Genomic DNA, 20,301 nt, shown 5'->3' with positions numbered 1-20,301 from the left:
TTTTCCGTTCTGCTTCGGATTACTAGGAAACACTCCTAATAACCGGACGCCAAGGAACCGGAATGTCACGCCAAGACCAGCACTTCCCGAGCAAAAAGCATCCCCTGTTTCTCGCCATCGCCCTGAGCCTGGCCACCGTCGCCTCGCTCACGACAACCTCCACGGCGATGGCTGAGCAAGCTCAGCGCCAGAGCTTCGACATCCCCGCCGGCCCCCTCGCCCGCCAGCTCAATGAGCTGGCCGCGCAGACCGGCCTGCTGCTGGCCGCCGACGCCGAGCTGACCCGCGACCGCCAGAGCCAGGCCGTGCGCGGCAACTACAGCGCCGAGGAAGCGCTGGACGTGATGCTGATGGGCAGCGGCCTCGCAGCCCAGCGCAAAGGCAACCGCTACCAGCTGGTGCCGATCCCGCAGGACGACGCCGCGCTGGAGATGACCGACACCACCATCATGGGCCAGGGTATGGGCCAGGCCACTGAGAACAGCGGCAGCTACACGCCGGGCCTGACCAGCGTCGGCTCGAAGACGCCGACTTCGCTGAAGGAAACCCCGCAGTCGGTCTCGGTAATCACCCGCCAGTTGATGGACGACCGCCAGATCACCGACATCAACGAGGCCATGAAGGCGGTACCGGGGATCACCGTGCAGAGCGGCACCTTCCGCCTGCAGGACTACTACTCGCGCGGCTTCGCCATCCAGAACATCCAGCTCGACGGCGCCGCGCCGATGGCCCTGGGCACCACCGCCGGCTCGTTCTACTCCTCCAACGTCTACGACATGGCCGAGTTCGACCACGTCGAAGTGCTGCGCGGCAGCTCGGCGCTGTTCGGCGGCACCGGCGACCCCGGCGGCATCATCAACCTGGTGCGCAAGCGCCCGCTGGATACCTACCAGCTGAAGTTCAGCGCCTCCGCCGGCACTTGGGACAACTACCGCTCAGAGCTGGACGTGACCGGGCCGCTGGGTTTCGACGGCAAGCTGCGCGGGCGCGCGGTGGTGGCCTACCAGGACCGCCAGTACTTCACCGACAACCGCGCCACCGACAAGCCGATCTTCTACGGCGTGCTGGAAGCCGACGTCACCGACGACACCCTGCTCACCGGCGGGATGCGCTTCAACCAGGTCCACGAAACCGGTACCGCCAACGCCGTGCCGCGCTACAGCAACGGCGTCGATCTCGGCCTGCCGCGCCATACCGGGCTGTCCACCACCTGGGCGTATGCAGATGGTTTTTCCCGCGAGTACTTTGCCAAGCTGGACCACCGCCTGAACGACGACTGGAAGCTCAACCTCAGCTACACCAACATCTACGACACCATCGAAACCAACAACGCCACCACCCTGGGGTCGGTGAACCCGGTGACCGGCACCGGAGTCACCCGCTACGGCACCTGGATCACCCAGTGGAGCGAGCAGGACCTCTGGGACGCCAACGTCTCGGGCAACTTCAGCCTGTTCGGCCTGAACCACCAGCTCACCGTCGGCGGCGACTACCAGGACATCGACAGCCGCTGGCAGGGCACCCCGCGCTTCGCGACTGCCGGCGGCGCGGTGGACGTGTTCGACCCGAACTCCACGCCCTGGACCGACCCCGGCCCCCGTCCGGACGTTACCCGCAACTACAGCCCCAACAGCCAGACCCAGTACGGCCTCTACTCCAGCCTGCGCCTGCAGCTGGCCGAGCCGCTGCATCTGATCCTTGGCGCGCGGGTGCAGCGCTACAAGTTCGACCAGACCTACCAGACCCTGGCTAACGGCACCTGGAACACGCAGTCACGCGTCGACATGCGCGAACCGACCAGGACCACGCCGTTCGGCGGTATCGTCTACGACCTCAGCGACGAGTGGGCCGCCTACGCCAGCTACGCGGAAATCTTCAAGCCGCAGCAGAACTACATGGCCGGCCCGCTGGGCAGCGGCAGCACCCTCGACCCCATGACCGGCAAGACCTACGAGACGGGCCTGAAGGGCGAGCTGTTCGACGGCAGGGTGAACACCAGCGTGGCGCTCTACTACACCAAGCGCGAAGACCAGGCCGTGCTCGACCCACAGTACGACGCCACCTCGGTGCTGTTCGGCGGCAACTGCTGCTACGTCAACGGCGGCGAAGTCGTCAGCAAGGGCGTGGACATGGAAATCTCCGGCGAGGTACTGCCGGACTGGATGGTGATGGCCAGCTACACCCTCAACCTCAACAAGAACCGCACCGTCGGCGGCGAGCGGAGCACCATCACGCCCAAGCACCTGGCCAAGCTGTTCAGCACCTACCGCCTGCCGGGCGACTGGTCGAAGTTCCGCGTCGGCGGCGGCGTCGATATCCAGAGCGCGACCAAGGTCAGCGGCACCGCCTCCTACTACGACAGCAACGGCAACGTGACGCAGGCCGACGTGCCGTACGACTACCAGCAAAGCGGCTACGCGGTGTGGAATGCGCTGGTCGACTACCAGCTGGACGAACACTGGAACGTCGCGCTCAACGGCAACAACCTGTTCGACAAGAAGTACTACCAGACGGTCGGCACCTCGACCTATGGCAACGTCTATGGCGACCCGCGCAACTTCATGCTGACCGTGCGTGCGACGTACTGAGGATCGGGCCTTCATCAAAGCTTAATCTTGCGCCGGCAGACTGAAGCCAGTCACCAATGGTGCGTGACCCATGAATGCTGCCTGTTCCAGGCAGCATTTTTTTTGCCTCCCCGTCGGGGCACACCGGCAGGAGCAGCCCATGTTCTTCCTGCCGGGGAATACCGGACAACCCGGCCGATTGCTGCTATATGCCTTGAGGCACGCACCGATGTGCAGCCGCCCCTCCCTGTATGGATACCGGCATGCCGATCCGCCGTTCGAGCACCATCCTTCTTGCCAGCCTGGGCCTGACCGGCGCCATCGGCGCCCTGTCGACCTGGGCCATCCTGGAAATGCGCCACGACGCCCTCGAAGTCGCCAGTGCCAACGGCCACAACATCGCCCTGCTGGTGCAGCGCGACATCCAGCGCAACCTCGACCTCTACGACATGACCCTGCAGGCCGTGGTGCACGCCCATGCCCAGCCGGAGATACGCGGGCTGTCCATGGACACGCGCAACCTGCTGCTTCGGGCCTACACCGCGCCCACTCGCGGCATGGGCTCGGTGTTCCTGACCAACGCCGACGGCATCGCCACCTACAGCTTCGGCAAGGAAGTACCGGCACGCATCGACCTCTCCGGCCGCGAGTACTTCCAGGCACTACGCGTATCGCAGGGCGACGCGCCCTACCTGAGCCACCCGTACATCCCCTACTCCAGCGACGCCCGCAACAGCGTTGCGCTGAGCCGTCGCCTGGAACGCGAAGACGGCAGCTTCGCCGGGGTGGTCGGCGCCAACCTGGAGCTGGCCTACTTCAGCGAACTGTTCAGCGACCTCAACCTCGGCGATGGCGGCACGGTCAGCCTGCACATGCGCGACGGCACCCTGCTCGCGCACTGGCCGGACACGGAGCCCGCCGCGACGCTGGGCGAATCCTTCGAGCGCTACCGCAGCAACGGCGCGGAGAACTTCTTCGACACCAACAGCGACGGGCAGGAGCGCTGGCACGACTTCCGCCCGGTAGACGGCTACCCGCTGGTGTTCAGCGTCGCCCTGCCATCGCGCGAGATCTACGAGGACTGGTACTGGCGCGCCAGCCTGATCGGTTTGCTGGGCGTTTCCCTGGTCGGCGCGGTCATCGGCCTCGCGCTGCTCGCCCTGCGCCAGATGCGTGAGCGCGACCGCCAGGAAGCCGAATTGCGGCAGGCCGCCAGCACCGACCCGCTGACCGGACTGAACAACCGCCGTGCCTTCGACCTGCGCGCCAACCACGAGTGGGCGCGCTACCAGCGCAGCGGAGCCGCGCTGTCAGTGATGCTGATGGATATCGACAAGTTCAAGGCCTACAACGACCACTACGGTCACCCCGCCGGCGACGCCGCACTGAAGACCGTGGCCCGGGTGATCGCCGAGTGGGCACGGCGCCCCGCCGATTGCGCGGCGCGCTTCGGCGGCGAGGAATTCGTCGTGCTGCTGGGCGACAGCGAAGAAGCCGATGCCCTGGAGCTTGCCGAGCACATCCGCGCCAGCCTGCAGGCCCTCGCCGTGCCGCACGAGCATGGCCCGCAGGGGGTGCTCACCCTGAGCATCGGCGTGGCCAGCACCTCGCAATTCAACCCCGCCGACTGGGCCGAGTTGCTGCAGTCTGCCGACAGCGCGCTGTACCGGGCAAAGGATGGCGGACGCAACCGGGTGGTCGGCTTCCGTTGCACCTCAGTCGAAGCCTCCTAGCCGCGCAGGCTCAGCACCTTCAGCTCGCACTCGAAGAGAAACTCGAACGCCTCCACCTGGCGCAGCGCATCGCTCATCTGCGCGCCCCAGGTGTACAGGCCATGCCCGCGAATCAGATAGCCGAAGCAATCCGGGTGGGCGTCGAGCCAGGGCTGCACCTGGGTGGCCAGGCGGGCGATGTCCTGGTCGTTGTCGAAGACCGGCACGCTGACGCGGCCTTCATGGGTACTGACGCCGGCAAAGGCCTTCTGCAGCTCGTAATCCTCCAGTTGCAGACGATCACCGACGGTCAGGCGCGACAGCACCGTGGCGTTCACCGAGTGGGTGTGCAGCACCGCGCCGACCTCCGGGCGCCACGCATAGAGCTGGGTATGCAGCATGGTTTCCGCCGACGGCTTCTTGCCCGGCTCCAGGCTGTTGCCGGCCAGATCGGTTTCCAGCACATCGTCCTCACCCAACTGGCCCTTGTGCTTGCCGGAAACGGTGAGCAGAACGCGATCCGCCGTCAGCCGTGTCGAATAGTTGCTGCTGGTGGCCGGCGACCAGCCACGGCCGTAGAGGAAGCGGCCGGCGTCGATGATCTGCCGGGTGAGTTGCTGGCGGGTATCGGTCATGGCGAAGTCGAGGCTGCGGAAAGAGGCCGCCACTCTATCCAGCGCCTCCCGCCGCGCTAAATACCGTAATCGCATGAGGTCATAACCCGCAGTGGCGCCCCCTCGGCCCGCGAACGCAGCATTCCCGACATTCCGCGGCGGATGCTGGCAAAATCCCCCCGCGCATCACCCCGGATGGCCGGGACGCACCGAGTGAACAACAGCTGCTTCAGCGACCTGAATACCTGTGCGCGCACCCCGAATTCCGGTGCGGCATCGCCGGTGATGGCCGGCAAGTGGAGAACCCTGCATGACCAAACGCCTGAGCCACGGCATGGGCCTCGAGCCGGTGGAGCCCGACTGGCCGGCGCTCACCGAGGCGGAAGTCGCCAGCCTGCTGGAAGACTTTCCGCAGGCCGGCGCCAACGCCCACCTGACCTGGCATAGCCCCCGCCCCTTCTCCGCCGCCGCGCTGGTGGAAACCGACGGCGGCCCGCTGTTCGTCAAACGTCACCATCCCGGCGTGCGCTCCGCAACCGCGCTGGCGGAGGAGCATGCCTTCCTCGATCACCTGGCTCGTCGCGGCGCGCCCGTTGCCCAGGTACTGCGTGACAGCCACGGCTATAGCGCCATCGCACGAAACGGCTGGACCTACGAGGTACACCGCAAGGCCAAGGGGCTCGACCTGTACCGTGACGCGCTGTCCTGGACACCCTTCCAGCACAACGCCCACGCTTTCGCCGCCGGCGTCGCCCTGGCGCGGCTACACCACGCCGCCGAAGGCTTCGACGCCCCCGCGCGCAGCACCGATGTGCTGTTCAGCAACCTGAGTCTGTTCGGCGCAGAGGACCCCATCGCTGCCATTGAGGCGACCCTCCTCCAGGCGCCCGCCCTCGCCGAGTACCTGCAGGCGCGTCCGTGGCAGGAGACCCTGAGCGAACTCCATCTGCCGCTGCAACGCCACCTGCTGCCCTACCTGGGCCGCCAGCCGGCGCTGTGGACCCACAACGACTGGCATGCCTCCAACCTGCTGTGGAACGAAGACAGCCGGCAGGCGCAGGTCGTGTCGATACTGGACTTCGGCCTGAGCGACCGCACCTTCGCGCTGTTCGACCTGACCACCGCCATCGAGCGCAACCTGGTGCCCTGGCTGGAGCTGGACCAGGGCCGCGCCGCCGTGGCCGACCTCGACGGGCTCGACGCCCTGCTGCAGGGCTATGCCAGCGTCCGCCCGCTGAGCCGCGACGACCTGCTCGCGCTGACCGCGCTGCTGCCACTGGTGCATGCGGATTTCGCCCTGTCCGAGATCGGCTACTTCCATGGCCTGCTCGGCTCGGAGGAAAATGCCTCCCTGGCCTACGACAACTACCTGATCGGCCACACCCGCTGGTTCCAGGGCAGCGAGGGACAGCGGCTGCTCAACCATCTGCGCCAACTGGCGGCCAGGGCGAACTGACTCGCCTGAACATCCATTCTGAGGAAAAAGGGCATGTCTGCTCTGGAAATCATCGCGGTCATCGTCAACGTGCTCGGCGTCTGGCTCACCGCCCGACGCATCCGCTGGTGCTGGCCGGTGAACGTGGTGGCGGTGTTGCTCTACGCGTGGATCTTCTTCAGCGTGAAGCTCTATTCCGACATGCTCCTGCAACTGGTCTTCGTGGTGCTGCAGTTCTACGGCTGGTGGCAGTGGAGCCAGGGCGGCAGCGACCACGGCAAGGTGCGCGTCGAGCGCCTGCCGCTCCCTACAGCCATCTCCAGCTGCCTGGCCGGTGCCGCCGGCGCCGTCGCCCTGGGCTGGACCATGCACACCCACACCGACGCCGCCCTGCCCTGGCTCGACGCCGCACTCACCGCCTTCAGCCTGGTGGCGAGCTTCTGGGCCGCGCGCAAGTACGTCGCCAGCTGGTGGCTGTGGATCATCCTCGACGTGGTCTACACCGGCGTATTCCTCTACAAGGCGCTCTACCTCACGGCCGGGCTCTACGCGGGCTTCATCGTGCTGGCGATCTACGGCCTGCTGGCCTGGCGGCGCGAGCTGCACGACGAGCCGCCGAGCGGGCCGGCTATGGCGGCGAGTTGAACGGTAGGAGCAGGTATTCCGGGCAGGGGCGAATCCTTTAATACGAGCATATGAGAATGCTTTTTCAGTATTTAAGGAAATAACAGCCGACATCCTATAGTGGCGATCTGGTTCACCCTCATCACCGCAAGGAAGTCCCATGCTCCGCCATCTACTTGCCGCCAGCCTCGCCCTGGCGCTGTTCGGCTGCGCCACCCCGCCCGCTCCCTCCGTCCATACCACCAATCCCAGCAGTTCGACATTGCAGGGCGATCCGACCCGGCCGGCGCAGGCGCAGTGGTTGCGCACCGAGTTGTACTTCGCGCTGGGCCAGGAGAACGGCAAGGAGAAGATCAGCGAGCAGCGCTGGCGGCAATTCCTCGACCAGGAGGTGACGCCGCGCTTCCCGGATGGCTTCACCGCCTACGACGCCTACGGCCAGTGGCGCGACCACGGTGCGCCGGAACCGGAGCGGCTGAGCACCAAGGTGATCGTGATCCTGCATGAAGACACTGCCGCGCGCGGCAAGGACATCGAGGCGATCCGCCTGGCGTGGAAGCGTATCACCGGGGACCTCTCCGTTCTGCGTCTGTCGCAACCGGCGCAGGTTTCCTTCTAATGGACGAATTCCGCGAGTCGCTGCATGACGGTTACGCGCAGGCGCTGACCGTCGACGAGCCGATCTACCAGGGCAACACCGGCCAGCAGGAGGTGCAGGTGTTCCGCAACCGGCGCTTCGGCCGCGTGCTGACGCTGGACGGCGTGGTGCAGACCACCGAGGCGGACGAGTTCGTCTACCACGAGATGCTCGCCCATGTGCCGATCCTCGCCCATGGCGCGGTGCGCCGCGTGCTGGTGATCGGCGTGGGCGACGGCGGCATCCTGCGGGAGATCGTCCGTCACGCCGGCATCGAGAAAATAGTCGCCGTGGAGATCGACACGCAGGTGGTCGAACTGTGCCGCGAGCTGCTGCCGCTGCATTGCGCTGGCGCGCTGGACGATCCGCGCCTGCAGCTGATCTACGCCGACGGCCTGGAGTACCTCGCGCAGAGTCGCGAGACCTTCGACCTGATCCTCTGCGACTCCACCGATCCGGGCGGCCCGGCGGCCAGCCTGTTCACCGACGCCTTCTACCGAAACTGCCAGCTGCGCCTGGGCAGCGGCGGCATCCTCGCCACGCAGAACGGCGTGCCCTTCCTCCAGCCGGAGGAACTGGGCGGTACGGCGCGGCGGCTAGCCGATACCTTCGCCGACTGGGGCTTCTACCACGCGGCGGTACCGACCTACATCGGCGGCAGCATGGCCTTCGGCTGGGCGTCCAACAGCGAGAAGGTGCGCCGCACCGAGCTGGAAACCCTGCGCCAGCGCTTCGCGAAGAGCGGCCTGGTGACCCGTTACTACACCCCCGAGGTGCACCAGGCGGCGTTCGCCCTGCCGCGCTACATGCTCGACCTGATCGAGGCCGGGCTTCAGCGCGACAGCTGAGGGTTGTCCAGGCGCTGCGGCGTCCAGTCCGGGTCGCGGGCGCGAACCGGACTGCTGACCTGCAGCACTGCCGTACCGAAGCGCAGCTTGAAGTGCGCGCCGATATCCGTGAGTGCCTGGCGCGTGTAGGGGTTGTCGGCGTGGATGAGGATCAGCATCCGCGACGGCAGCTTCTCCGGCCCGCCGCTGGGGCCGCGCCACTGGCCGTGCAGGTCGAGCCAGCTCAGGCCATCGGGGAAGCGCGGCGTCACCTCGCGGGCGAGGAAGTCTTCCCACTGCGCCAGCTCCACCGCTTCCAGGTACAGCTCGGTGCGCAGCATGCGCCGGCCGCTGGCTTCACCACTGGCGCTGGCTGACGGCTCGTTGAGCCATAGCCCGACCAAAGCCGCCAGCAACACAGCCACGGCGCCATTGCGCCAGAGTGCCTTTGCGCGCATCACCCGCCCTCCTCCGTCCAGCCTTGCTCCTGAGCCCCTCGCGGGCGCAGAAGCAGTTGCAGCACCGCCCCCAGCGCCAGCACAGCCACGCCGAGCAACGCGCCCCAGCCGACATAGGCAACGCTGGAATACAGCATGTACAGGCACACCGCGAGGAAGCCCAGCGGCAGCCACGGGTACAGCGGGACGCGGATCGGCCGCGGCACTTCCGGGTGGCGGCGGCGCAGGACGATCAACGCCACGCTGCTCAGGCTGAGGAACAGCCAGTACACCGGGGTCATGTACTCGACCATGGTGTTGAAGCCATGGCCACTCCAGCCGCCGACCGCGATCAGCAGTAGCGCTACCACGCCCTCGGCCAGCAGCGCGGCGCGTGGCACACCGTGGCGCACGTCCCAACGACCGAGTACGGCCAGTGCCGGCACATCCCGCGCGGCGGCGTAGGTCGTGCGGCTACCGACGATCAGCGTGGAGTTGATGCTGGCGACGGCGGACACCACCACCACCGCCATGATCAGGCCGATGCCCGGCGCACCGAAGGCCAGCCCGAGCAGTTCCAGCGCCGGCGCGCCGCTGGCGGCCAGGCCATCGAAGCCCAGCCCGCGAATGAACGCCCAGTTCAGCGCCAGGTAGATCAGCAGCAAGGCAGCGAGCGCGCCGAGCATGGCGGTAAAGATGCCCCGCCGGTTGTCGCGCAGCTCCGCCGACAGCGTGGCTGCATCGCTCCAGCCGCCGAAGGCGAGGAAGACGTAGATCAACGCGGCGGAGAACCCGGCAACGCCAACCTGCTCCGGCTCCACCGGCACTACTGCGGGCGGCACGAAGCCGCGCCACTCCAGCCACAGGCCGGCGCCGAAGATGCCGAGGAAGCCCGCCGCCACCAGAGCCACCAACCCCGCCTGGGTGCCAAGGCTGACCCGCCAGCCGATCAGGTTGAGCGCCACCAGCGCGCTGACCAGCCCGCCCGCCAGCAGCACGTTGCCCAGCCGGCCGAGGCCGAGCAAGGCGCTGAAGTGGTCGGCGAAGAGGAAGGCCATCAGCGCTATCCAGCCGGTGTGCAGGATGGCGAAGCGCGACCAGGCGAACAGGAAGCCCACCCGCTGCCCGTAGGCGCGCTCGAGGAAGTGGTAGTCGCCGCCGGGATGGGCGAAGGCCGAGGCCATCTCCACGTAGCACAGCGCACCGACCATCGACAGCACGCCACCAAGCACCCACACCAGGTAGAAGTGTTCCTGGCCGACGTTGAGCGCCACGGTGGGCGCGGTTTTCAGGATGTCGCTGGTGATCACCATGCCCAGCGTCAGCAGCAGCGCGTGGACGGCGCCCAGCTGCCGGTGCGGGCCGGCTGGCCTGTCAGCGGCGAAGTTGTCAGCCATGAGTCGGCTCCGCAAAAGTAGCCGGGCCGCAAGGCGGCCCGGTGAGAACGCCAGCTATCAGAACGACTGCCTCTAGAACGAATAGCTCGCGCGGGCGTAGTAGTACGCGCCGTTGGAGCCGATCGGCGAGAGCACGTCGTACGGCAGATTGCCGCCGTAGTTGATCTCCGAGCTGGAGCGTTCCGGGTAGTTGTCGGTGAGGTTGTTGCCGCCCACCGCCAGGCTGAACTGCGGGGTGAACTTGTAGGCCACCTCGGCATCCAGCTGCCACACCGCGCCGTAGGTCTGCTCCGGGTGGTAGCCGTCGCCGAAGTCGAACACGCGAGTGGTCTCGCCCTGTCGGGTCAGACGGCCGAGCAGGTTCCACTGCGCATCGCTCCAGGTGGTGGTGAGAATAAAGCGGTCTTTGGGCGCGGCGTCGGTGAGGGTGTTGCGCTCCTCTACGCCCACCAGTGCGTCCTCACCGATGCCGAGGTTGGAGAGCTGCTGCGGCGTGCCCTTGGTGCTGCGTACCTTGGTGTGGTTGTAGGTGTACGCGGTGGTCACGCCCAGTTGCCCGCCGACGAAGGGCTGGTGGTAGTTGAGCACCAGCTCGGCGCCATCGGTGCGGGTGTCGGCGGCGTTGGTGAAGAAGTTCACGTCATGCACGCCGGCCACGCCGAAGTTGTCCTGGATGAACTGCTCCATGGCGTCGCTGCCGATGCGCTGGGACAGGGTGATGCGGTCATCGACGTCGATGCGGAACACGTCGAAGGACAGGTCGAAGCGCTCGTTCAGCTGCGCGGTCAGGCCCAGGCTGAAGTTCTTCGAGGTCTCCGGGTCGAGTTTCTCGGCGCCCAGCGCGCGGGCGATCGGGTCGTTCACCGAGAGCACGCGGATATCGGTAAGCGTGCCGCCGTCGCCGAAGTTGCTGGTGGTGTTCTGGAAGCCCACCTGGGCCAGCGAGGGCGCGCGGAAGTTGGTGGACGCCGCCCCGCGCAGGGCCAGCACCGGGGTCAGCTGGTAGCGGCCGCTGAGCTTTCCGGTGAGTTTGCTGCCGGCGTCGTCGTAGCGTTCCCAGCGCGCGGCGGCATCGACGAAGAAGTCGTCGGTGAGATCGCCCGACAGGTCCACGTAGGTGCCGAAGACATTGCGGTCGATGTCCACCTCTTCGCTCGGGCGCAGGCCGTTGGCGCCGTCGGCGCCAACGCCGTAGTAAGAGGCTTCGTCGCCGGCGGTGGTGATGTAGTTCTCGTAGCGGTACTCGCCACCGACCGCGAGCACGAAGGGCCGCCCGGCGAGGCTCAGCTCGCGGCTGAGATCGAGGTTGGCGACACTCTGGCGCAGCTCGTAGTCGCCGGTATCGAAGCGCGTTGGCGTGTCTTCGCCGAGCGATGCATTAAGGGTGCGCCGGGTCGAGGATTCGAAACGGTTGCGGCCGTGGGTGACGCTGGCGTCGTAGTCCCAGGTGTCGGCGATCAGACCCTTGTAGCCGAGGGTGGCGGAAAGGTCGGTGTTGTCGCCCAGGGACTGCGGCAGGTAGCCGTTGGGGTAGATCTCCGGGTGCTCGTCCGGGTAGCGGTAGAATTCCGCGCCAGTGGTGTGGCGCTCGTTGTACAGCCCGAAGGAGTAGAGCTTGCCGCCGCCCAGCGCGAGGTCGCCGTTGAACCAGGCGTTGACGTCGCGCGCCAGGCCATCGCCCATCACGTAGTTGCGCTGACCGGGGGTATCGGCGAAGCCGTCGTAGCCGGCGCGGTTGGTGGGCTCGCGGTTGATGAACTCGGCGCCGCCACGGACGAAGCCGTCTTCGCCCAGGCGCGTGCCGGCCTTGGCGGCGGTGTAGGAGTTCTGCCCGTCGGTGGTGGTCTTGCCGATGGCGTCCTGGTGGGTGTGGTAGGCGCCGTAGCTGGTGGTCACCTCGCCGCCTTCGGGGGCGTCGTCGAGGATGATGTTGATCACCCCGGCGATGGCGTCGGAGCCGTACTGCGCGCCGGCGCCGTCACGCAGCACTTCGATGCGCTTGATGGCGCTGATGGGGATCGAGTTGAAGTCCACCGGCGCGGTGCCACGGCCGATCTTCGAGGAATCATTGACCAGCGCCGAGGTGTGCTGGCGCTTGCCATTGATCAGCACCAGCACCTGGTCCGGGCTCATGCCGCGCAGCTGGGCGGCGCGCACATGGTCGGCGCCGCCGGAGTTGGACTGGCGGGGAAAGTTGAAGGACGGCAGCAGCGTCGCCAGGGCCTGGCCCAGCTCACCACCGACGGCACCGGTGGACTTGAGGTCTTGCGCGGTGAGCACGTCCACCGGCACCGGGGAATCCAGCAGGGTGCGGTTGTTGCCGCGGGTGCCGGTGACCAGCACGGTCTCGAGTTTGGTGGTGGCCTCGGAAGTCGACGGGGTTTCGTCGGCGTGCGCGGCAGACTGGGCGATGACCGAGGCCACCGCAACGGCAATGAGGGAACGGGATAACACGCGAAGTACTCCTGTCTCGCTTAAAGAGCGCCACTCGCCGTTGGCGGCGAGTCCGGAACTCCGCTGATGTGTTTTTCTGATGGGCTCGAGCGGTTGGTGTCGGAAGTCCGGAAACCGCGAGCGACTGTTCCCCTCAGGATGGAGAAAACAGTGCTCGGGAAAGCGCTCCAGGTGTCACGGCCGGTCTCTCTTCGTGATGAGCGAAAAGGCGCGGCTCTCGGTATCGCCGGTCATCCCTGACCAGATGGGGAAGGCATCATCCTAGCTAGTGGCAGAGTGCTTTCAAACGAATAAAAAATGCTTTGTTTATAACTGGTTACGGTGTTCGCCGAGCAACAGCTCAAAGTGTTTGCCCAGCAACAGCGACGCCCGTCAATCGAAGGCCTTGCGCTCCCATTCGTCCTCGGGAATATCCAGCGCCTCGCCGGAAAAACGCTCCTCGCGGAACGGATCAGCCTCGTTGTGGAAGCCATTGCGCTCCCAGAATCCGAGGCGGTCGCTGTCGCTGAATGCCAGCTCGCGCAGCCACTTCGCGCTCTTCCAGAAATAGCGCCCGGCGATCACCAACCGCAGCGGCCAGCCGTGCACCGGGGTCAGCGGCTCGCCGGCGTAATGCGTGGCAAGCAGACTGTCTGGACGCAACAGGTCTTCCAGCGGCAGGTTGGTCTCGTAGTCGTGGTCGGCGTAGGCCATGACGAACTGCCCGGCTGGCTCCACTCCGTAGTGCGCCAGCAGGTCGGACAGGTGCACGCCGTGCCACGCGGTGTCGAACTTGGACCAGCGCGTGACGCAATGGATATCGCAGACCAGCTCGCGCTGCGGCAGCGCCAGCAGGTCGTCCAGGCTCAGTTCCAGCGTTCTGGACAGTGCCCCGCACAGGCGCAGGTGCCAGGTCGCGCGGTCGTACTCGGGTACCTCGCCTTCGTGGAGGATCGGGAAGCGCTCGGTCAGCACCTGCCCCGGCGGCAGGCGTTCGCCGTAACGCGGGTCACCAGCCGGCGAGCGTGCCTTCTTCAGGCGTCGGGCCTTGTCGTGCAGGCTCATGCTTCAGTTCGCCAGCGGGATCCACGGCGCCTGCGCCACTTTCTGCGCCTCGCCGAAGGCCGGCACCTTGCGCGCCAGGTCGCGGACGTTCTTCACGTCGAGGTCGAGCAATTGCTGGCGGGTGATCAGGGTCGGCGGTACCAGCACCTGCTCGCCGGGATTCTCCCCGGCGATGCGCAGCGCCAGGCTGCGCACGCTGATGGCGCCGGCCACTTCCGGGTTGACCGCAGCGGTGGCGCTCCAGGCGCTGCCCTGCTCCTTCATGATCTGGATGTCGGCGGTGGAAATGTCGGCGCTGTAGATCTTCACCTGCTTGCCCAGCCCGGCTTCGTCCACGGCGATCTTCACGCCCTTGGCGAACTCGTCGAAGGGTGCGAAGAACACAGTGATGTCCGGGTTGGCGCGCAGCACCGCGCTGGCCTGGTCGGCCACCGAGTTGGCGATCGGCGCGTTGAGCGTGCCGAAGCGCGCCTTCTCGACGATGCCGGGGTGCTCGGCCTTCACCTGGCGCCAGATTTCGTCGCGGCGCTCCATGGGAGTGAAGCCGTCGATGTACACGTAGCCGGCGTCGAACTGGTTGCCGTTGTCCTGCAGCACCTGCTTGAGGGCCAGGCGCGCCAGCTCGCGGTGGTCCTGCTCGACGCGGGTGATGCGCGGGTCGTTCACGTCGACGTCGAAGGTCACTACCTTGATGCCCTTGGCCAGTGCCTTGTCGATGGAGTCCTTGAGCGTTTCGGCGAGGCCGAGCTGGACGATGATGCCGTCCACGCCCAGGTCGATGGCCTGCTCCAGCATCTCGCGCTGGGTGGCCGCCTGCTGGCGCGCGTCGAACACGCGCAGCTTCACGTCCAGCGCGTTGGCCTGCTTCTCGACGCCACGCAGATAGGCCTCGGGGAAGTCGCCGGAGAACAGGTAGCCGACGAGGGCGATCTGCACGCCGCCCTTGTCGAAGGGTGCGGGCGCACCGGGTAGCCCGGCGGCGACGGCACTGGCTGCGCCGGACAGCAACAGCCCGGCGGCGAACAGCGCGCGCAGGGATTTGGCGGGGGTGAATTTCATCCGTTGAATCTCCGAGAAAGTGCGATCAGCGCCCACGCCGGGCCAGACCGAAAGTGAACATCAGGGCCGAGACCAGCACGGCGCCCTTGACGAAATCCTGCGCGTAGTAAGGCGCGTTGAGCATGGTCAGGCCGTTGAGCAGGGTCGCTACCAGCACCGCGCCCACCAGGGTTCCGAAGGCGTTGGGCTTCTGCGCGCCGAGCACGGCGAAACCGATCAGCGCAGCGCCGAGGGCATCGAGCACCAGCCCGTTGCCGGAGCTGACGTCGCCACGTCCAAGGCGCGCCGCCAGCAGCAATCCGCCCAGCGAAGCGAGCAGCGCCGAGAGCACGTAGGCGAGCAGCTTGTAGCGCTCCACCGCCGCACCGGCGAGGCGGGCGGCCTGCTCGTTGCCGCCGATGGCGTAGAACAGCCGGCCCGGCTGCGTGCGTTCGAGGAACAGCCAGACCAGCAGTGCGCAGCCGAGCATCACCACCACGGGCACCGGCACGCGGTCCCACAACTGCGCGCGGCCGAGGGCGAGGAACCAGCCGGCGAAGGCGCCCGGCGCTTCGTCTCCGTTGGGCAGGGTCATGCCGACGGCGATGGAGCGGCCGCCGGTGGGGATCAGTTGCACGCCGACCACCAGGAACATGCTGCCAAGGGTGGCTAGGATGTCCGGCACGCGCATGCGCACGATCAGCCAGCCGTTGAGCAGCCCGACCAGGGTGCCGAGGCCGAGACTGATGAGGATCGCCGCGAGCGGCCCCCAGTCCAGCACCACCATCACGTAGCTGGCGGTCATCAGGCTCAGCGCGGCGACCGCACCGATGGACAGGTCCAGCCCGCCCACGGCCATGCTCAGGGTCACACCCAGGGCGAGCAGCGCGACGATGGACACCGACTGCAGCACCAGGAACAGATTGCCGACCCGCAGGAAGGCCGGCTCCAGCAGCGCAAACACCAGCACCAGCAGGGCCAGCAGCAAGAGCAGCGCATAGTGGATGAGGAAGTCGAGCAAGCGTGCGACGGGCGACGTCGCTGGGCTGCCCACGGTAGTTCTGGACACGCACGGCTCCTTTCTAGATGCGCGCAGTTTCCTGGCGTGAAGGGTTGGATGGGGTGAGATGGGCGACGATCTCGCTGCGTTGCAGGTCGTGCCGGGGCAGTTCGGCGACCACCGCTCCGTCGCGCACAACGAGGATGCGGTCGGCGATTTCCAGGGCTTCGTCCGGGTCGCTGCAGATCACCAGCGTGGCGCGGCCGGTGGCGCTGGCGCGGATGCGCTGACCGATGTCGCGGCGGGCGCGCACATCGACGCCCTGGAAGGGCTCGTCGAGGATCAGCACGCGGCCCTGCCCCAGCAGCCAGCGGGCGAGGATGACCTTCTGCTGGTTGCCGCCGGAGAGCAGTTCGAGAGGATGCTCGGGGCCTGGCCCCTTGATGCCGAGCGCTTCGATCTGCTCGGCGACTCTGGCGCGCTCGGCGTTGCGGTCGATGAAACCGAAACGGGTGAAGCTATGCAGGAACGGCAAGGTCATGCTGGCGCGCACCGAGAAACCGGGCACCCGTGAATTGCGCGCGCGGTCCTCGGCGGCGAAGAACACGCCGGCGGAAATCGCTTCGCGCGGCGTGCGCGGTAGCCAGTCGCGACCATCGAGGCGGATCGATCCGGCGTGATGGCGGCGCAGGCCGAACAGCACTTCGGCGATCTCGCTCTTGCCGGCGCCGAGCAGGCCGGTCAGGGCGACCACTTCGCCTTCGTGCAGGTCCAGATCAAATGCCGCACTGTGGGCGTCAAGCTGCCAGTCGCGCAGGGCCAGCACCGTCTCGCCGCGCTCCAGTGGCTGCAACTGCACATCGCCCAACGCGGCGCCGAGCATGGATTCCACGGCGGCGCCGAGATCCAGCGGCGCCGTGAACTCGCCGACCAGACGGCCATCACGCAGCACCAGCGCGCGATCCGCCACACGTTGCAGATCAGACAACCGATGGGAGATGTAGAGGATCGCCACGCCGCGTTCGCGCAGGTGGTCGATCAGTTGGAACAGGCGCCCGGCTTCGACGGTCGACAGCGATGCAGTGGGCTCGTCGAGGATCAGCAGGCGCGGTTTCAACGCCAGCGCGCGGGACAGGATCACCAGTTGCCGCTCGGCGGTGCCGAGGGTTTCGATGGGTGCTTGCAGTGGCAGATGCAGGCCCAGGCCGGCGGCGATTTCAGCCGCGCGCCTGAGCGCCTCGCGAGGACGGAAGAACAGGGCGCCGGAGGCGCCGCAGAGTTCGTCCAGCAGGAGGTTTTCCGCGACGCTCAGGCCGGGCACCACGCCCTGCTCCACCTGCTGGTGAACGGCAACTATGCCGTGGCGCCGGGCGTCGTGGGGTGAGGCGAAACGCACCGCCTGGCCATCGATCAGTAACTGCCCGGCATCATGGCCATGGGAGCCGGCGATGATCTTCACCAGCGTCGACTTGCCCGCACCGTTCGCGCCGAGCAGGGCGAGGACTTCGCCGGGACGAATATCCAGGTCCAGACCGGCCAGCACGCGGTTTTCGGCAAAGGACTTGCCGACACCTTCGAGGCGGAGGAACGGGACGGAAGCAGGTTGGACGGACATCAGGCTCTCGATACGACGGGGCAGAGCGAAAGCGCCGTATCAGAGCTTCGCCGTTGGACTGAGCGGCGATTCTTTTATAATCTCAAACCATGCATCAACTAGTTTTTAATATCGTTTATGCATATACTAACAACCGGCTGCGCATGCACAAGCGTACTGTTCGCCCAGCAACAGCCGCCCGAAAAACGGCTGACGCAACGCAGACCCGGCGGTTAGCATCCATGGCATTCAACCCACAAGGTGAGAACTCACGATGGCGAACGATACCTACACTCCACCCCGCGTCTGGACCTGGGACAAGGGCAACGGCGGCGCCTTCGCCAGCATCAACCGGCCCATCGCCGGCCCGACCCACGACAAGGAACTGCCACGCGGCAAGCACCCGCTGCAGCTGTATTCGCTGGCCACTCCCAATGGCGTGAAGGTCACCATCCTGCTCGAAGAGCTGCTGGAACTGGGCGTGAGCGCCGCCGAATACGACGCGTGGCCGATCAGGATCAGCGACGGCGACCAGTTCGGCAGCGGCTTCGTCGGGATCAACCCGAACTCGAAGATCCCGGCGCTGCTGGACACCAGCGTCGAGCCGGAGCTGCGCATCTTCGAATCCGGCTCAATTCTGGTGTACCTCGCGGAGAAGTACGGCCACTTCCTGTCCGGGGACCTGGCCAAGCGCACCGAGACGCTGAACTGGCTGTTCTGGCAGATGGGCAGCGCGCCTTTCCTCGGCGGCGGCTTCGGCCACTTCTACGCCTACGCGCCGGAGAAGTACGAGTACCCGATCAACCGCTACGCCATGGAGGTCAAGCGCCAGCTCGACGTGCTCGACCGCCAGCTCGCCGAGAACCGCTACATCGCCGGCGACGAATACAGCATCGCCGACATGGCGATCTGGCCCTGGTACGGCGCGCTGCTGAACAACCAGGTGTATGAGGCGGCTGAATTCCTCGATGTGGAGAGCTACACACACGTGCGCCGCTGGACCGACGAGATCGCCGCTCGCCCGGCTGTGAAACGTGGCCGCCGGGTCAATCGCACCTGGGGCGACGACGCCCTGCCGGAGCGGCACAGCGCCGACGACTTCAGCAAGTGATTCATTAGCCCTGGGGCGTGAGCTGGATCGCGTCCCGCACTCTGCCGCCCCTCCCGGCGAACGTTCTCGTAGGATGGCGTGGAGCGCAGCGATACCCATCAAATCCGGTGCGCCGCCAGCATGGGTATCGCTGCGCTCCACCCATCCTACGGTCGTGCTTCGCCGCGGCCTCGATGTGAATGGAGTCTACGGTCACGGAGAGGCTCCGCCTCCGCAGGAGAGCACCGTACGAACGCCAATAAAAAACCGGAGCCCCTTCAGAGGCTCCGGTTTTTTACTTCAGCGCGCGATTACTTGCCAGCAGTCAGGGTGCTGTAGGCAGTGATCAGGTTGCGGTAATCCGGAATGTGGTTCGAGCACAGGGCAGCCAGCCCTTCGATGTCGTTGCGCCAGTCGCGGTGCAGCTCACAGGCCACGCCGAACCAGGTCATCAGCTGGGCGCCAGCCGCTTCCATCCGACGCCAGGCGGCGTCGCGGGTCATCTCGTTGAAGGTGCCGGACGCATCCGCCACGACGAACACATCGAAACCTTCCGCCAGGGCCGACAGCGCCGGGAACGCCACGCAGACCTCGGTCACCACGCCGGCGATGATCAGCTGCTTCTTGCCAGTGGCCTTCACCGCTTTCACGAAATCCTCGTTGTCCCAGGCATTGATCTGACCGGGGCGGGCGATGTACGGCGCGTCCGGGAACTGCGCTTTCAGCTCGGGAACCAGCGGGCCGTTGGGGCCGGTTTCGAAGCTGGTGGTGAGGATGGTCGGCAGGTTGAAGAATTTGGCCAGGTCGCCCAGCGCCAGCACGTTGTTCTTGAACTTGTCCGGATCGATGTCGCGGACCAGCGAGAGCAGACCGGCCTGGTGGTCGACCAGCAGTACGGCGGCGTTGTCTTTATCCAAGCGGTTGTAGGTGGGGTTGGCCATGGTGAAATCCTCGATTTGTTTTCAGTGGGTCCGGCTGTGCCGGAAGGTTTGGACTCGTTTGCAGCGCGTCACTGCATGGAACAAAGATTAAATTCGACACCCTTGATCCACCAGACGGCAAAATTCACTTATAGCGTTCCATTTTCAGAACGATCTGCCACAAGGGGGATCGAGCTAACCCGCGTGTCGCCAGGTGGATTCGCGCATCCCATCGAAGAAGCGCCGCTGCCAGCTCAGCGGCGTAACGCCTTCGAGGCGGAAGAAGATTCGGCAGAAATGCGCCTGGTCGCAGAAGCCACATTGCAGGCCGATCTCCGCCAGCGGGAAGGTCGACTCACGCATCAGTTGCTTGGCCTTCTCCACCCGCTGGATTCGCATCCAGGCCTGGGGCGAATGCCCGGTGGTGACCTTGAACTTGCGGGTGAAGTCGCTGCGTGACAGTGCGCAGGCGGCGGCCAGGTCGCTGACCGTGATGCCGCTGTCCAGATGCTTGAGCAGCAGCGCCTGGGCACGCTCCTTCTGCCAGGGGGCCAGATCGCGCTTGGGGGCGTCCACTGGAATCTGGCTGATGAGTCTCTGAAGCATGCTGGTCTCTCCCCTGCGGTCTGCGAACCATTCTTTGTGGGTGCAGGGGTACCGGCGAGTTAAAGCTGGTTAAACCGCATTAACCCGCCGCAGAGGAAATGCAGCGGCGCGACCGCCGGAAGCGAATATTTCCAGGGTCCGCGCGGCCACCCGACAACACCGCGAAAGCGCCGCCAGTCAGCCGCCATGCCTTGCGCGGCGTGGCTTGCAGCACATGGGGGATGGGACAGGGGGCACCCTGTTGCGGTATCGCGGGCCAGCGCCACAGCGAGCCGGCGTTAATCGTTATTAAGCCCGCCGGCAAA

At 66.3% G+C, this 20,301-nt stretch carries 17 protein-coding genes; 7 read left to right on the top strand and 10 right to left on the bottom strand.

Annotation, left to right across the window (positions count from 1 at the left end):
- Positions 1–62 precede the first annotated feature (62 nt).
- Together IB275_RS13325 and IB275_RS13320 are read left to right on the top strand one after the other, a co-directional pair.
- Positions 63–2,588: a TonB-dependent siderophore receptor gene (locus IB275_RS13325; RefSeq protein ID WP_192295520.1), complete on the top strand. Its 2,526-nt coding sequence runs from the start codon at positions 63–65 to the stop codon at positions 2,586–2,588.
- 242 nt (positions 2,589–2,830) lie between these two features.
- On the top strand, positions 2,831–4,300 hold the full coding sequence (locus tag IB275_RS13320) for a sensor domain-containing diguanylate cyclase (RefSeq protein WP_192295519.1): 1,470 nt from the start codon (positions 2,831–2,833) through the stop codon (positions 4,298–4,300).
- Here the strand turns inward: IB275_RS13320 and IB275_RS13315 are convergent.
- Positions 4,297–4,914, bottom strand: a complete 618-nt coding sequence (locus IB275_RS13315; RefSeq protein ID WP_192295518.1) for a methylthioribulose 1-phosphate dehydratase — start codon at positions 4,912–4,914, stop codon at positions 4,297–4,299. The two genes, IB275_RS13320 and IB275_RS13315, sit on opposite strands and share 4 nt — an antisense overlap.
- A 289-nt stretch (positions 4,915–5,203) precedes the next feature.
- Between IB275_RS13315 and IB275_RS13310 the strand changes: the two genes are divergently transcribed.
- From IB275_RS13310 to speE, 4 genes are all read left to right on the top strand, one after another.
- The gene (locus tag IB275_RS13310) at positions 5,204–6,349 is read left to right on the top strand and encodes a phosphotransferase enzyme family protein (protein WP_192295517.1); all 1,146 of its coding nucleotides are present in this window, start codon (positions 5,204–5,206) and stop codon (positions 6,347–6,349) included.
- Positions 6,350–6,382: 33 nt separating this feature from the next.
- Complete coding sequence (gene pnuC / locus IB275_RS13305; RefSeq protein WP_192295516.1) at positions 6,383–6,973, top strand: nicotinamide riboside transporter PnuC; 591 nt, start codon at positions 6,383–6,385, stop codon at positions 6,971–6,973.
- Positions 6,974–7,112: 139 nt separating this feature from the next.
- Positions 7,113–7,571 carry a DUF3574 domain-containing protein gene (locus IB275_RS13300; protein ID WP_192295515.1) on the top strand — a complete coding sequence of 153 codons (459 nt, stop codon included), beginning with the start codon at positions 7,113–7,115 and terminating at the stop codon, positions 7,569–7,571.
- On the top strand, positions 7,571–8,437 hold the full coding sequence (speE, locus tag IB275_RS13295) for a polyamine aminopropyltransferase (protein WP_192295514.1): 867 nt from the start codon (positions 7,571–7,573) through the stop codon (positions 8,435–8,437). The genes IB275_RS13300 and speE overlap by 1 nt, the downstream gene beginning before the upstream one ends.
- Here the strand turns inward: speE and IB275_RS13290 are convergent.
- The 7 genes from IB275_RS13290 to IB275_RS13260 form a co-directional block, all read right to left on the bottom strand.
- On the bottom strand, positions 8,422–8,874 hold the full coding sequence (locus IB275_RS13290; RefSeq protein ID WP_192295513.1) for a DUF3574 domain-containing protein: 453 nt from the start codon (positions 8,872–8,874) through the stop codon (positions 8,422–8,424). The genes speE and IB275_RS13290 overlap by 16 nt on opposite strands.
- Positions 8,874–10,250 carry an APC family permease gene (locus IB275_RS13285; protein ID WP_192295512.1) on the bottom strand — a complete coding sequence of 459 codons (1,377 nt, stop codon included), beginning with the start codon at positions 10,248–10,250 and terminating at the stop codon, positions 8,874–8,876. Before IB275_RS13285 ends, IB275_RS13290 begins: the two co-directional genes overlap by 1 nt.
- Positions 10,251–10,322: 72 nt before the next feature.
- On the bottom strand, positions 10,323–12,704 hold the full coding sequence (locus IB275_RS13280; protein WP_192295511.1) for a TonB-dependent receptor plug domain-containing protein: 2,382 nt from the start codon (positions 12,702–12,704) through the stop codon (positions 10,323–10,325).
- A gap of 372 nt (positions 12,705–13,076) precedes the next feature.
- On the bottom strand, positions 13,077–13,748 hold the full coding sequence (locus IB275_RS13275; protein ID WP_225607866.1) for a sulfite oxidase-like oxidoreductase: 672 nt from the start codon (positions 13,746–13,748) through the stop codon (positions 13,077–13,079).
- Between the two features lie 3 nt (positions 13,749–13,751).
- Complete coding sequence (locus IB275_RS13270) at positions 13,752–14,807, bottom strand: substrate-binding domain-containing protein (RefSeq protein ID WP_192295510.1); 1,056 nt, start codon at positions 14,805–14,807, stop codon at positions 13,752–13,754.
- A 25-nt stretch (positions 14,808–14,832) separates the two neighbouring features.
- On the bottom strand, positions 14,833–15,855 hold the full coding sequence (locus IB275_RS13265; protein ID WP_192295509.1) for an ABC transporter permease: 1,023 nt from the start codon (positions 15,853–15,855) through the stop codon (positions 14,833–14,835).
- A 13-nt stretch (positions 15,856–15,868) separates the two neighbouring features.
- Complete coding sequence (locus IB275_RS13260; RefSeq protein WP_192295508.1) at positions 15,869–17,401, bottom strand: sugar ABC transporter ATP-binding protein; 1,533 nt, start codon at positions 17,399–17,401, stop codon at positions 15,869–15,871.
- Positions 17,402–17,654: 253 nt separating this feature from the next.
- Here IB275_RS13260 and yghU point away from each other — a divergent pair, with 253 nt between their 5' ends.
- Positions 17,655–18,491, top strand: a complete 837-nt coding sequence (gene yghU / locus IB275_RS13255) for a glutathione-dependent disulfide-bond oxidoreductase (protein WP_192295507.1) — start codon at positions 17,655–17,657, stop codon at positions 18,489–18,491.
- A 290-nt stretch (positions 18,492–18,781) separates the two neighbouring features.
- On the opposite strand, the gene ycaC is transcribed toward yghU, so the two are convergent.
- Positions 18,782–19,411 carry an isochorismate family cysteine hydrolase YcaC gene (gene ycaC, locus IB275_RS13250; protein ID WP_192319086.1) on the bottom strand — a complete coding sequence of 210 codons (630 nt, stop codon included), beginning with the start codon at positions 19,409–19,411 and terminating at the stop codon, positions 18,782–18,784.
- 174 nt (positions 19,412–19,585) lie between these two features.
- On the bottom strand, positions 19,586–19,996 hold the full coding sequence (locus IB275_RS13245) for a helix-turn-helix domain-containing protein (protein WP_192296351.1): 411 nt from the start codon (positions 19,994–19,996) through the stop codon (positions 19,586–19,588).
- Positions 19,997–20,301: the final 305 nt, after the last annotated feature.

The organism is Pseudomonas sp. PDM21 (assembly GCF_014852505.2).
Taxonomy (GTDB): domain Bacteria; phylum Pseudomonadota; class Gammaproteobacteria; order Pseudomonadales; family Pseudomonadaceae; genus Pseudomonas.
The sequence above is the reverse complement of the archived record's forward strand: the minus strand, read 5'-3'. Positions and strand labels throughout refer to the sequence as shown.

Excerpts from the sequence above, each read along its gene's own strand:
- IB275_RS13290 (WP_192295513.1), bottom strand. The coding sequence starts at position 8,874 with ATGCGCGCAAAGGCACTCTGGCGCAATGGCGCCGTGGCTGTGTTGCTG.
- pnuC (WP_192295516.1), top strand. The coding sequence starts at position 6,383 with ATGTCTGCTCTGGAAATCATCGCGGTCATCGTCAACGTGCTCGGCGTC.
- yghU (WP_192295507.1), top strand. The coding sequence starts at position 17,655 with ATGGCGAACGATACCTACACTCCACCCCGCGTCTGGACCTGGGACAAG.
- IB275_RS13245 (WP_192296351.1), bottom strand. The coding sequence starts at position 19,996 with ATGCTTCAGAGACTCATCAGCCAGATTCCAGTGGACGCCCCCAAGCGC.
- IB275_RS13270 (WP_192295510.1), bottom strand. The coding sequence starts at position 14,807 with ATGAAATTCACCCCCGCCAAATCCCTGCGCGCGCTGTTCGCCGCCGGG.
- ycaC (WP_192319086.1), bottom strand. The coding sequence starts at position 19,411 with ATGGCCAACCCCACCTACAACCGCTTGGATAAAGACAACGCCGCCGTA.
- IB275_RS13315 (WP_192295518.1), bottom strand. The coding sequence starts at position 4,914 with ATGACCGATACCCGCCAGCAACTCACCCGGCAGATCATCGACGCCGGC.
- IB275_RS13300 (WP_192295515.1), top strand. The coding sequence starts at position 7,113 with ATGCTCCGCCATCTACTTGCCGCCAGCCTCGCCCTGGCGCTGTTCGGC.
- IB275_RS13310 (WP_192295517.1), top strand. The coding sequence starts at position 5,204 with ATGACCAAACGCCTGAGCCACGGCATGGGCCTCGAGCCGGTGGAGCCC.
- IB275_RS13320 (WP_192295519.1), top strand. The coding sequence starts at position 2,831 with ATGCCGATCCGCCGTTCGAGCACCATCCTTCTTGCCAGCCTGGGCCTG.
- IB275_RS13260 (WP_192295508.1), bottom strand. The coding sequence starts at position 17,401 with ATGTCCGTCCAACCTGCTTCCGTCCCGTTCCTCCGCCTCGAAGGTGTC.
- IB275_RS13285 (WP_192295512.1), bottom strand. The coding sequence starts at position 10,250 with ATGGCTGACAACTTCGCCGCTGACAGGCCAGCCGGCCCGCACCGGCAG.
- IB275_RS13325 (WP_192295520.1), top strand. The coding sequence starts at position 63 with ATGTCACGCCAAGACCAGCACTTCCCGAGCAAAAAGCATCCCCTGTTT.
- speE (WP_192295514.1), top strand. The coding sequence starts at position 7,571 with ATGGACGAATTCCGCGAGTCGCTGCATGACGGTTACGCGCAGGCGCTG.
- IB275_RS13275 (WP_225607866.1), bottom strand. The coding sequence starts at position 13,748 with ATGAGCCTGCACGACAAGGCCCGACGCCTGAAGAAGGCACGCTCGCCG.